Consider the following 11,669-nt stretch of genomic DNA (forward strand, 5'->3'; position numbering starts at 1 on the left):
ACCCGGAACAATTCGCTACTGATGGCACCTGGAATCGATGTCAACCGGTAGAGTCCACGCGGGGGTATGCCGGATGAGTTCGCTGGTCACACAATCCGAGCCGACGGTCGACGACGACGTCGTGCTGCTCACTGTGCCCGCCGATGGCGGTTATCTGAGCGTTCTTCGGACCGCCACGGCCGGCTTGGCCGCCCGGTTGCACTTCGCGCTGGACGAGATCGAGGACCTGCGGATCGCGGTCGACGAGGCCTGCGCGATGCTGCTCGCGGTCGCCACCACCGACGCGGACCTGCAGTGCCGGTTCTCGGTCACCGACGACGCGCTCACCGTCGAGGTCACCGTCGCGACGGTACGCGGAGCCAAGCTGCCGCCGGAGTCATCGTTCGCCTGGAAGGTGCTCCGCGCGCTCACGACGTCCGCCGCGGCCACCGCCGACGGCGGTCAGGCCAGCATCCGGTTGCTGACCCGCCGGTCCGGCGGTCGCTGACCCACCGGCGGCCCGGCCGGGCGCTCGGGCGCGCACCCGCCCGCACCACTCAGCCGGTCCGATCCAGCTCGAACGCGCGGGTCGACGCCGGCATCACCAGTAGCGACACCGTCGCCAGTCCGAGTCCGATCAGCGGTACGCCGAACCAGGCCAGACCGCCGATGGTCATGTAGTAGCCGATCGGCAACAGCATCAGCTCAAGGACGATGGCCGGCGCGCGGGCCGCCGCCCGGCATCGGTGCACCGCCCGAGCCAGCACCGCCAGCAGCACTGCCGCCCCGGCGGCGAAGCCGGTGACGATCAATGCCGAGGTCAGGTCGGTGACCGTGCCGGTGAGGTCCTGGTATGCGAGGTAGCCGGCGATCACCCCCAGCGCTGCGGCTTCACCGGCGAGCACCCAGACCGCCCAGCGCAAACTCGCCGGGGTGGACGGTGCGTCGATGGTCACGGCGCCACGATACCCGCGCGTCGGCGCGATACAGTGCCGCCCATGCGGGCCCTTCTGGTGGTCAATCCCAAGGCCACCACCACCAGCGAACGCACCCGGGACGTGATCGTCCGGGCACTGCGCAGCCAGGTCGACCTGTCGGTGGAGTACACCCGCCGAAGGGGGCACGCCGTCGCGCTGGCCCGGCAGGCCGCCCGGGACGGGTTCGACGTCGTGGTCACCCTCGGCGGCGACGGCACGGTCAACGAGGCCGTCAACGGGCTGATGACGTCCGCACCCGCACTGGACCAACTGCCGGACTCAGCCGCTGACCGGCTACCGGCGCTCGCCGTGGTGCCGGGCGGTTCGACCAACGTCTTCGCGCGGGCCGTCGGGTTGCCGCCGCAATGGCCGGAGGCGACCAGTGTGCTGTTGGAGGGCATGCGGACGGGCCGGTTCCGCCGGATCGGCCTGGGCCGGGCCGACGATCGGTACTTCACCTTCTGCGCCGGGTTGGGGCTGGACGCGGCGGTGATCCGGCAGGTCGAACGGGCAAGGTTGCGGGGCAGCAAGTCGACGGTGGGCCTGTACCTGCGTTCCACGGTGAGCGAGTTCTTCATCGGGATGGACCGGCGGCATCCCGCTCTGCGGCTGGATCGGCCCGGTGAGCCGACCGAGGAGAATCTGGCCACGGTGGTGATTCAGAACACCGCGCCGTGGACCTACCTCGGTGACCGGGCGATCAACCCGAATCCCGAGGCCTCGTTCGATCTGGGCCTAGACGTGATGGCGGTCCGCCGGCTGCGCGTGCCGAGCACCACCCGCACGTTGGCCCAGGTTTCGGCACGACGGCCGGATCCCCGTGGACGCCAGATCCGCCGACTCCACGATTTGTCCGAATTCACGATATCCGCAACTCGCCCGCTGGCCTTCCAACTCGACGGCGACTATCTCGGCGAGCGACTGAAAGTCCGGTTCACAGCGATCCAAAGCGCCCTCAGGGTCGTCTTCTGACACTCTCCGTAACTGAGTTACGGCTGCGGAGCGTGACGGTAGCCACGGAACACACGTGGCTGAAATGCCTGCAGCGCAGGGCGGACCGTACTACATTGACTCTTGACTGTCGCACTCCGGGTGTCGGTGAGCGTCAGAAAACGGACAAAAGGGTCGTGACGTTCCTCACCCAGTTGGACTTTTTCTGAGCGCTACTCTTGACATCGCAGGGGTTCGTGAAAGTATTCACAAGCGGACCGATTCACCCGGAACGTTGCCTGGATGCGCTCACCACGCGGCAGCTCGAAGCAACGTTCCACAGACTTACGTCTGCTCACGCGCTGCCGATCCAACGGACGCAATCCGTTGTTTTAGCTGCACGGGCGCATAAAGAAAGACCAGAGCAATTACCGACACCGATCCAGAATGAGGAGTGTTGCCGCCATGGACTGGCGTCACCATGCTGTCTGCCGCGACGAGGACCCGGAGCTGTTCTTCCCAATCGGGACGTCCGGCCCCGCGATCCTGCAGGTCGAGCAGGCCAAGGCCGTCTGCCGGCGCTGCTCTGTGACCGATGAGTGCCTCCAGTGGGCACTGGAGTCCGGGCAGGATGCCGGCGTCTGGGGCGGGATGAGCGAAGAGGAGCGGCGCGCCGTCAAGCGTCGCGGTGGACTACGAGTCCTGCGCGCTCAAACTGCCTGATTCAACTCGACCACACAACGTAGGTACGGCGCCCCGGAGTGAACTCCGGGGCGCCGTGCATTGGCCGAGTTTCGCACCTGCCAATGCGCGCCTGCCGCATTCCCGATCAGCCACCGCCCGGCTACCGGTCGCGACGGATCAGGCCGCCACCGGCACGGCCGCCCGGTCGACCCGGCACAGCACCAGCCTCGCCACCTCCGGCGCACCGGCAAGCGGAGCTGCCACGGCGACCGCGCCGGCCTGACCGGCGGACGCCGCCGCCGAGTCGTAGAGCCGGCCCGGTGCCAGAAAGTAGGCGGCGACCCCGACCCGCCGGGCACCGGCCGCCCGCAGCATCTCGACCGCGGCACCGGCCGTCGGCGGTGCGGCCGACGCGTACCCGACCGCACAGGGCACGGCCAACTCGCCGCCGAGGGCCGTCGCGGCCAGCGTCACCGTCTCCCGCGCCGGAACGGACCGGGTCCCCGCTGCGGCCAGCACCACGGCGTCGCAGTCCGCCGCCGCCTGCGCGAACCGGCGCCGTAGCCCAGCGAGCAGCAACGGGTCGACAGCGTCAGCACCCACCGACGGCCCGAGGACCCGTGTCGTCGTCACCGGGATACGCAGACCGGCGCGCCGCGCCGCGCGAACCACCTCCGGGATGTCCACCCGACCGTGGAACGCCTCGGTCAGCAGCAGCGGAACCAGCGTCGCCTGCGGGTACCCGGCCGACTGCAGGTCGGCCAGCACCGCCCCGGGCCGTGTGCCGGCGTGATCGAGGTAGGCGGCCCGCACATCGACCCCGGGCCGGGCCGCGGCGACCGCCCGGACCAGCGCCCGAGTCGCCGCCGCCGCCCGCGGATCCCTGCTGCCGTGTGCCACCAGCACGATCGGCCCTGTCCCGGTCGGGCCCGACCCGGCGGACCACCCCGCCGGCCCGGTCATACGTGCAGGCCGCACTCGGTCTTCTCAAACATCGCCCACCGGCCGGCACGCGGGTCCTCGCCGGCCCTGGTCCGCCGGGTGCACGGCCAGCAACCGATCGAGGTGTAGCCCTGCTTGAACAACTCGTTCACCGGAACGCCCCACCGGGAGACGTAGGCGTCCACGTCCGCCTGGGTCCAGGCAGCGATCGGGTTGACCTTGACTCGACCGCGCCGCGCGTCGAAGCCGACGACCGGGGTGTTCGCCCGGGTCGGCGACTCGTCCCGACGCAGCCCGGCGGCCCAGGCGTCGTACTCACCGAGCGCCCGTTCCAGCGGCTCGACCTTGCGCAGCGCACAGCACTCGTCCGGCGCCCGGTTGAACAACCGGGGGCCGAGTTCGCCGTCCTGCTGGCCGACGGTCATCCGGGGACGGATCGACCGCAGGTTCACCGGCATGGACGCCGCCACCTGGTCACGCACCCGCAGCGTCTCCGGAAAGTGCAGACCGGTGTCAAGGAAGACGACATCGACGCCGGGGGCGACCCGGGAGACCAGATGCGCCAGCACCCCGTCCGCCATCGAGCTGGTGACGCAGAACCGGTCGCCGAAGGTCTCCACCGCCCATCGGGCGATCTCCTCGGCCGGCGCCCCGTCCAGCTCCCGGCCGGCCCGCTCGGCCAACGCACGCAGCTCGGCCGGATCCCGCCGGGTCGGCGGCCGGTCGGCGGCCGGACCGAGTCGGATCAGGCCCAGGTCGGCGGCGAGCACCGGACTCATCGCGACACCACCCCTCGGGCCAGCAGGCCGGTGAACTTGACGGTGAAGACCCGGGCGCACGCGTGACACTCCCAGGCGGTGTGCGCGTCGGGATGCGGGCGGAGGTCCTCCTCCCCGCAGTACGGGCAGTAGAGCGGTGCCGCGCGCGTCTCGGTGCTCATCGCAACTCCTCCTCCTCGGCCCGGACGACCCACTGGGCGAACGTCTCGCCACTGGTACGGCCGGCCAGGTAATGGCGGACCACACGTTCGACGTACTCGGGCAGCTCGTCGGCGGTGGTCTTCAGACCCCGCACCTTGCGCCCGAAGCCGGCGGTCTGCCCCTGGGCCATGCCCAGCCCACCGCCGAGATGGATCTGGTACCCCTCTACCTGCTGGCCGTCCGACCCGACCACCAGCTGGCCCTTGAGCCCGATGTCGGCGACCTGGGTACGGGCGCAGGCGTTCGGGCAGCCGTTGATGTGGATCGAGATGTCGGTGTCGTCGTCCAGCCCGGCCGACGCCAGCCGCTGCTCCAACCGGGCGACCAGTTCCGCGCCGCGCCGTTTGGTCTCCACGATGGCGAGCTTGCAGAACTCGATGCCGGTGCAGGCCATCGTGCTGCGCCGCCACGTCGAGGGCATGGCTTCCAGCCCGATCGCCCGCAGGCCGGTCACCAGCGCGTCGACCCGGTCCGGCTCGACGTCCAGGACCAGCAGCTTCTGGTACGGGGTGAGCCGTACCCGGCCGGAGCCGTGCTCGGCGGCCAGCGCGGCCAGCTCGGTGAGCTGGCTGCCGGAGACCCGTCCGACCACCGGGGCGGCGCCGACGTAACGGCGGCCGTCTGCCTGGGCGTGCACGCCGATGTGATCGATCGGCTTGGCCGGCAGCTCCGGGGCCGGCCCGTCGAGCAGGGTCCGACCGAGGTATTCCTTCTCCAGCACCTCACGGAACTTCTCCGGACCCCAGTCGGCCACCAGGAACTTCAGCCGGGCCCGGTGGCGCAGCCGGCGGTAGCCGTAGTCGCGGAAGATGCCGACCACTCCGGCCCACACGTCCGGCACCTCGGCCAGCGGCACCCAGGCCCCGAGGCGCTGGGCGATCATCGGGTTGGTCGACAGCCCGCCGCCGACCCACAGGTCGAAGCCCGGGCCGTGGTCGGGGTGGTCGACGCCGACGAACGAGATGTCGTTGACCTCGTACGGGGTGTCGGCGAGCCAGGAGATCGACGACTTGAACTTGCGGGGCAGGTTGGAGAACTCCTTGCTGCCGACGTACCGGCGGACGATCTCGTCGATCGCCGGGGTCGGGTCGACCTGCTCTGCGGCGGCGACACCGGCGACCGGGCTGCCGAGCACGACCCGTGGGCAGTCCCCGCAGGCCTCGGTGGTGCCCAGCCCGACGTCTTCGAGCGCCTTCCAGATGGCCGGCATGTCCTCGACCCGGATCCAGTGCAGCTGGATGTTCTGCCGGTCGGTGATGTCGGCGGTGTCCCGGGCGTACCGCTGGGAGATGTCGGCGATGGTGCGCAACTGGGCCAGGTTGAGCTGGCCGCCGTCGGTGCGCACCCGAAGCATGAAGAACTCGTCCTCCAGCTCGTGCGGCTCCAGTACGGCGGTCCGGCCGCCGTCGATGCCCGCCTTGCGCTGGGTGTAGAGGCCCCACCAACGAAACCGCCCGCGCAGGTCGGCCGGGTCGATGGAGGCGAAGCCGCCATGTGCATAGATGTTTTCGATCCGGGCCCGCACGTTGAGTGGATCGTCGTCTTTCTTCGTCCGCTCGTTGGGGTTGAGCGGCTCGCGGTGTCCTAGCGCCCACTGCCCCTCGCCGCGCCGGCGGCCGGGTCGGGTCGGGGTGCTGCTGCGCGCCATCGCGGCGTCCTCCGTGTCTGCGGGATGAACTCTCGGTGAGCGGCACGGAACGCCTGGGTCATCATCGACGATGACCGGGCCGGAAGGGGGCCGGCGCGAGTGCCGCCCGGAACACAAAAAGGGTCGGGCGTGCTCAGCTGGCCGGACAGATGGCGCTGCGGACGCGGCCGTAATCGACGTGGCGGCGAGCCACGAAGCGGCGGTCCAGTGCAGCGGTCATGACATGGATGTTGCCACATCCGTACCGGTCGGACCAGCGCACCGTAGCCGGCATCCCACATGACGGGCGATCTGTGGCTGGACTCACCTGCTTCTGGTGGCCGGGCCGTCCCGAGGCAGGTGACCGCTCATCCGACCCGCCCGATCACCTGCGGGCCAGTGGAACCACCAGGACCGCCTCGGTACCACCGCCGGCCCGGTTGCGCAGCTCGATGGTGCCCCGCAGCTCGCCCGTGGCCAGGGCCCGGACGATCTGCAGGCCGAGCCGGCTGCCGGCGTCGGCGTCGAAGTCCGCCGGCAGTCCCTGGCCGTTGTCGGCCACGGTCACGTGCAGCTGCTTGCGGAAGCGGTACACGGCCACCACGACCTCGGCCGTCGCCAGCGGTTCGGCGGTGGACTCAGCCGCCGCCCGGGCCGCCGCAGTCGCGGCATCGACCGTGTCACCGGCTGACGGACCGGCGGCCACGCCCGGACCGGCGGTCTCGCCGGCTGGCGCGAAGCCGTGCTCGACCGCGTTGAGCAGTAGCTCGTTGAGCACCATCACCAGCGAGGTGGCAATCTCCGCGGGCAGGACGCCGAAGCTGCCCTCGCGACGCATCGCCACCGGAACCTCGGTCGCCGCGACCTCGGTGGCCGCGCTGGCCACCCGATCGACGATGCCGTCGAACTCGACCGACTCGTCGCCGGACATGGCCAGCGTCTCGTGGACCAAGGCGATCGACGCGACCCGCCGTACCGACTCCTCCAGGGCGGCCCTGGCCGCCGGCAACTCGACCCGGCGGGCCTGTAGTCGCAGCAGCGCCGCCACGGTCTGCAGGTTGTTCTTCACCCGGTGGTGGATCTCCCGGATGGTGGCGTCCTTGGTGATCAAGGCCCGGTCCCGGCGGCGGACCTCGGTGATGTCGCGGACCAGCACCAGCGCCCCGATCGGCACGCCGGCCGGCATCAGCGGCAACGCCCGGGTCAGCATCGTGGCGCCACGGGCCTCGATCTCCTTGCGGGCCGGTGCCTCACCGCGCAGCGCGGCCAGAATCCGGTTCGCCGCGTCGGTGCCTTCAAGCGGGTCGTCGGCGAGCCGGTGGGCCAGCGCGGCGAGGTCCTCGCCGACCAGGTGGGCGGCGAAGCCGAGCCGGCGGAACGCCGACTGGGCGTTCGGGCTGGCGTACGTGGTCTTGCCGCCGGCGTCCAGCCGGATCAGCCCGTCACCGACCCTGGGTGCCGAGGTGGTCTCCCCCGGATGCCGCACCGGCGGGAAGGTGCCGTCGGCGACCATCTGGGCGAGATCGTCGGCGGTGGTCAGGTAGTTGAGCTCAAGCTGGCTGGGCGTGCGTGCGGTGGACAGGTTGGTGTCCCGGCCGATCACCGCGATGATCCGCCCGGTCTCCCCGTCGGCGCCGCGCAGCCGGACCGGCATCGCCTCGTGCCGGGCGGGGGTGTTGCCGTACCAGACCGGGTCGCCCTCCCGCCAGATCCGTCCCTGGCGGTACGCGATGGTCAGGTGCGCCACCTCGGGACCGTCGACGGTGCGGCCGACCTGATCGTCCTGGTAGGCGGTCGGCGCGGTGGTGGGCCGGACCTGCGCCACGCACAGGAACGCGCCGTGATCGTCGACCGGTACCCAGAGCAGCAGGTCGGCGAAGGACAGGTCGGACAGCAGCTGCCACTCGCCAGCCAGCCGGTGCAGGTGGTCGACGTCGACCGGCTGCAGGGTGGTGTGTTCCTCGACAAGGTCACGCAGGGTGGACACCCTTGTAGCCTGCCATGCCCGGTGGGCGCCCGGACAGGCGTCCGCCTCGGCGGGCGGGCCGGCCTGAGCCGCCTACCGGGTGGCGGTCACCTTGGCCAGGCCACGCGGGGCGTCCGGGTCCTCGCCACGGGCCACCGCCAAGGCCAACGCGAGTCGCTGGGCCGGCAGGATGTCCAGCAGCGGGGCGTAGCGCTCGTCGACGTCGGGCAGGGTGATCGCGGCGGCCGGCCGGTTCGCCGCCGCGCCGGCCGGTGCCGCCCCGGCACCGATGACGAGTACGTCGGCCCGCCGCTCGCCGAGACGGCGCAGCACGTCGCGCATGGCGGCGCCACCGGGGCCGGACCCGACCACGGCGAGCACCGGTACGTCGGGGTCGGCCATCGCCAACGGGCCGTGCAGCAGGTCGGCTCCGGAGAAGGCGAGCGCCGGCAGGTACGACGTCTCCATCAGTTTCAGGGCGGTCTCCCGCGCGGTCGGGTAGGCGTACCCGCGCCCGGTGGTGACCAGCTGTGCGGCGAATCGGTAGCGGGGGGCGAGGTCGGTGGCGGCGGGGTCGGCGAGGACCCGCTCGGCCAGGCCCGGCAGCGCGTCGAGCGCGGCCCGCTCGGCCGCCGGCAGCGCGCCGTCGCCGCCGACCCGGACGCCTTCGACGAGCATCAGCAGGGCGAGCAGTTGCGCGGTGTACGTCTTGGTCGCGGCGACTGCGCGTTCGTGCCCGGCCGCGATGTCCACCGTCAGCTCGGCGGCCGTACCGAGCGCGGAGTCCGGGGTGTTGGTCACCGCGACGGTCAGTGCCCCCTGCTCGCGGGCCACCCGCAGCACCTCGGCGAGGTCCGGGGAGCCGCCGCTCTGGCTGACGCCGACGACGAGCGCGTCCCGTAGATCGGGCCGGGCACCGAACAGGGTGATCGCGCTGGGCGAGGCGAGCCCGGCGGGCAGCCCCAGGCGGATCTCGGTGAGGTACGCGGCGTACAGCGCGGCGTGGTCCGAGGTGCCCCGGGCGGTGAACACCACGTGCCGAGGCCGGCGACGGGCGATCGCCGCCGCGACCTCGGCGATCGGACCGGCGTGGTCGCTCTGCAGCAGCCGGGCGTAGCCGGCAGGTTGTTCGGTGATGTCAGCCGCCATCCCGGTGCCGGCTGTCGGCTGTGGCCGGTCCGTTCCCGACTTCTGCTGCGACACGACGACCTCCAGATGATCTTGCATGAAGGAGCTCAAAGCATGCTCATTCTTGCACCTTAACAGCGCCTTACGCAATGAAATGAGCAGTAACGCGCAGGGTGGGACGTTCCGCGTTCCGTGCCCTAGGCTGCCGGAGCCAGGAGGGACGAGCACGCTACGAGGATCGGAAGAACGTGTCCGAGGGATTGCACGACCCGCGGCTGGCCGCCGAGGGCGAGCTGGCGCTGGCGCGGATGGCACTCGACGAGGGTGACTACCGGCACGCGGCCGACCACGTCGCCGGCGCGATCACGCACGCGCCCACCATGCCCGAGGTGCACGAGATGCTCACCCGGCTGGCCACCCGGGCCAGCGGCGGCGGGCTGGAGCTGTTTCCGCTGGACGAGCACGTCTTCATCGGCGCTGTCGTGGCCCGGGCACACCTGCTGGCCGCCGCAGGCCGAGCCGGCGAGGGACTCGAACTGCTGGCCGCCGCCACCGGACACGCGCCGACCGTCGACTGGGCGGGCGTGCCCTGGGTCGGTGCCGCGGACCTGCCGGACCGGCTGGAGCCGGATCAGATCGCCATCGTTCTCATGCAGATCTGCGCCAGCGTGCCCGACCCGGTACCGCCCGCCGACCGCCCGCCGCTGCTGCCGTACCTGCGGCTGGCCGAGCACGCCACCGCCACCCACGCCGGACACGGACTGCTGCTCGGTGCCAGCTCTGCCCTGGCCCGTCGGCTCGGCGAGGTCCACACCGCGCTCGATTGGGCACTTCAGGGCGTTCGGGCCGAGCCGTCCAAACTGGCCGAGGTGTGGCTCGGGTACGCGTACCGCAGCGCCGGCCGCACCGGCGACGCGATCGCCGCGCTCCGCCGGGCCAGCGCACACGATCCCGACGACCTGTCCATCTATGCCGACATCGCCGGCACCCTGGCCGACGCCGGTCGGCTCGACGACGCCATCGGCTGGATCGACCAGGCTCTCGCCCGCAACCCGACCTTCGACTGCGCGGTGCACACCGCGCACCGGCTGCGCTACCAACGTGACGGCGAACTTCGCCACCTGGTCGCCCTCGCCGACTTCCAACGGGACCACCCCGACGACTCGCACGAGCACCACGACCTGGCTGAGTGCTGCCACGACCGAACCTGGCTCGCCCGGCTTCCGGCAGCGGGTGGCACCGTGGTCGCCACCATCGAGCAGGCCCTCACCCGCGGCCTGGTGCCGACCAGGCTGTCACTGCGCCACCCCGAGCCGCCCAGCGCGATGCGGCTGCTGCGCACCGAGTTCCCCGGGCTGCCGGTCACCGTGGAACGGACCGGCAGCCCCGACCCCCGACAGCCACGGCGCACCTCGGTACGGCAGCTGTGGAACTACGCCGGCTGGCAGGCCGATCCGGCCGTCGACCGGCCGTCGACGCTCGCCAGTGAGCGGATCCGGCAACTGGCCCAACCCGTCTGGCACCACCCGCCGGCGGCGTACGACACCGCGGTCAGCCTGGCCACCCTCGATGTGGAGGACCTGCTCGGCCTGTTGGTGCACCCGCCGCCGCCGCCGAAGGAGGCCGAGGTCGACCCGGCGGGCTGGCTGCGTTGCGTACAGGCATGGGCTTGCCTGGGGATGCTGCACCACCGCACCGACGAACCCTGGCCCGACTCGACGCGACGCCGGATGCTCATCGACGTGGCATGGGGGGTCGAGGACTGGGCCGCCGAGGCCGCCGTGTTCGCGCTGGTCACCGCCGCGTGGGTGGATCCGGCGGTACGCCAGGACGTGGCCCGGGTCGTGGCCGAGCGGTTCGCCGACGCGGTCGACGTCGCAGGTCACCGCAGCATGCCGATCCTGTGGTCGCTGGCCCACCTGGCGTTGGCGACCCCGGATCTCGACGCCCGGACAGCGGCGGCGGCCCGGCGGGTGGCCGGCCGGTCGGCACGGATTCCCCGCCAACGCCGGCCGGGTCTGATCCGCCGGCTGCTGGGGTTGCGGTAGCCGGCCCGGCTACCCGATGACGGCGATCAGGTCACCCTCCTGGATCACGTCACCCTCGTTGACGGCGAGCTGCTGCACCACCCCGTCGGACTCGGCGACCACCGGAATCTCCATCTTCATCGATTCCAAGATCACCAGGGTGTCGCCGTCGGCAACGGTGTCACCAGCGGCGACGACCACCTTCCACACGTTCGCCACCATCTCGGCCCGGATCTCCTCGGCCATCTACCGGCCCTCCTTACGTCCGCCGGCCGCCGCCGGGCCTGCTGTCTGGCACCCCGGCTGACGCCGGATCTGGCGTCCCGACGCCGTTCCCGACATGTGAACGGTATCGAACCTAGACGAGTAGTTCCGAAGTCAGGGGTCGATGTCCGGGCATGAGGAGAGGGCATCCAAGATCATGTTGTG

General features: G+C 71.5%; 12 protein-coding genes. 4 read left to right on the forward strand and 8 right to left on the reverse strand.

The window, feature by feature from the left end; genetic code table 11:
* Positions 1-73: 73 nt before the first annotated feature.
* A complete protein-coding gene (locus ACFHVL_RS22420) occupies positions 74-487 on the forward strand; it encodes an ATP-binding protein (RefSeq protein WP_416630394.1) in 414 nt (137 codons plus the stop codon).
* 49 nt (positions 488-536) lie between these two features.
* On the opposite strand, the gene ACFHVL_RS22425 is transcribed toward ACFHVL_RS22420, so the two are convergent.
* On the reverse strand, positions 537-935 hold the full coding sequence (locus tag ACFHVL_RS22425; RefSeq protein ID WP_416630395.1) for a hypothetical protein: 399 nt from the start codon (positions 933-935) through the stop codon (positions 537-539).
* A gap of 42 nt (positions 936-977) precedes the next feature.
* Here ACFHVL_RS22425 and ACFHVL_RS22430 point away from each other — a divergent pair, with 42 nt between their 5' ends.
* Positions 978-1,928: a diacylglycerol/lipid kinase family protein gene (locus ACFHVL_RS22430; RefSeq protein WP_416630396.1), complete on the forward strand. Its 951-nt coding sequence runs from the start codon at positions 978-980 to the stop codon at positions 1,926-1,928.
* Positions 1,929-2,351: 423 nt separating this feature from the next.
* Entirely contained in the window at positions 2,352-2,609 is a 258-nt protein-coding gene (locus ACFHVL_RS22435) for a WhiB family transcriptional regulator (protein ID WP_326555348.1), read from the forward strand.
* Positions 2,610-2,747: 138 nt separating this feature from the next.
* On the opposite strand, the gene ACFHVL_RS22440 is transcribed toward ACFHVL_RS22435, so the two are convergent.
* The 6 genes from ACFHVL_RS22440 to ACFHVL_RS22465 all read right to left on the reverse strand — a co-directional run bounded on the left by ACFHVL_RS22440 (position 2,748) and on the right by ACFHVL_RS22465 (position 9,234).
* Positions 2,748-3,548 carry a sirohydrochlorin chelatase gene (locus ACFHVL_RS22440; RefSeq protein ID WP_416630397.1) on the reverse strand — a complete coding sequence of 267 codons (801 nt, stop codon included), beginning with the start codon at positions 3,546-3,548 and terminating at the stop codon, positions 2,748-2,750.
* Entirely contained in the window at positions 3,530-4,291 is a 762-nt protein-coding gene (locus ACFHVL_RS22445) for a phosphoadenylyl-sulfate reductase (RefSeq protein ID WP_416630398.1), read from the reverse strand. Before ACFHVL_RS22445 ends, ACFHVL_RS22440 begins: the two co-directional genes overlap by 19 nt.
* Positions 4,288-4,452 carry a hypothetical protein gene (locus ACFHVL_RS22450; RefSeq protein ID WP_416630399.1) on the reverse strand — a complete coding sequence of 55 codons (165 nt, stop codon included), beginning with the start codon at positions 4,450-4,452 and terminating at the stop codon, positions 4,288-4,290. The genes ACFHVL_RS22445 and ACFHVL_RS22450 overlap by 4 nt, the downstream gene beginning before the upstream one ends.
* The gene (locus ACFHVL_RS22455) at positions 4,449-6,140 is read right to left on the reverse strand and encodes a nitrite/sulfite reductase (protein ID WP_416630400.1); all 1,692 of its coding nucleotides are present in this window, start codon (positions 6,138-6,140) and stop codon (positions 4,449-4,451) included. Before ACFHVL_RS22455 ends, ACFHVL_RS22450 begins: the two co-directional genes overlap by 4 nt.
* A 364-nt stretch (positions 6,141-6,504) precedes the next feature.
* Positions 6,505-8,106: a histidine kinase N-terminal domain-containing protein gene (locus ACFHVL_RS22460; RefSeq protein ID WP_416630401.1), complete on the reverse strand. Its 1,602-nt coding sequence runs from the start codon at positions 8,104-8,106 to the stop codon at positions 6,505-6,507.
* Between the two features lie 72 nt (positions 8,107-8,178).
* Positions 8,179-9,234: an SIS domain-containing protein gene (locus ACFHVL_RS22465; protein WP_416630405.1), complete on the reverse strand. Its 1,056-nt coding sequence runs from the start codon at positions 9,232-9,234 to the stop codon at positions 8,179-8,181.
* Between the two features lie 287 nt (positions 9,235-9,521).
* Between ACFHVL_RS22465 and ACFHVL_RS22470 the strand changes: the two genes are divergently transcribed.
* Complete coding sequence (locus tag ACFHVL_RS22470; RefSeq protein ID WP_416630406.1) at positions 9,522-11,261, forward strand: tetratricopeptide repeat protein; 1,740 nt, start codon at positions 9,522-9,524, stop codon at positions 11,259-11,261.
* Between the two features lie 9 nt (positions 11,262-11,270).
* On the opposite strand, the gene ACFHVL_RS22475 is transcribed toward ACFHVL_RS22470, so the two are convergent.
* The gene (locus ACFHVL_RS22475; protein WP_416630402.1) at positions 11,271-11,486 is read right to left on the reverse strand and encodes a biotin/lipoyl-binding carrier protein; all 216 of its coding nucleotides are present in this window, start codon (positions 11,484-11,486) and stop codon (positions 11,271-11,273) included.
* Positions 11,487-11,669 lie beyond the last annotated feature (183 nt).

Origin of the sequence: Micromonospora sp. LOL_023, from assembly GCF_048060115.1 — a bacterium.
In the GTDB taxonomy this organism is placed as follows: domain Bacteria; phylum Actinomycetota; class Actinomycetes; order Mycobacteriales; family Micromonosporaceae; genus Micromonospora_E.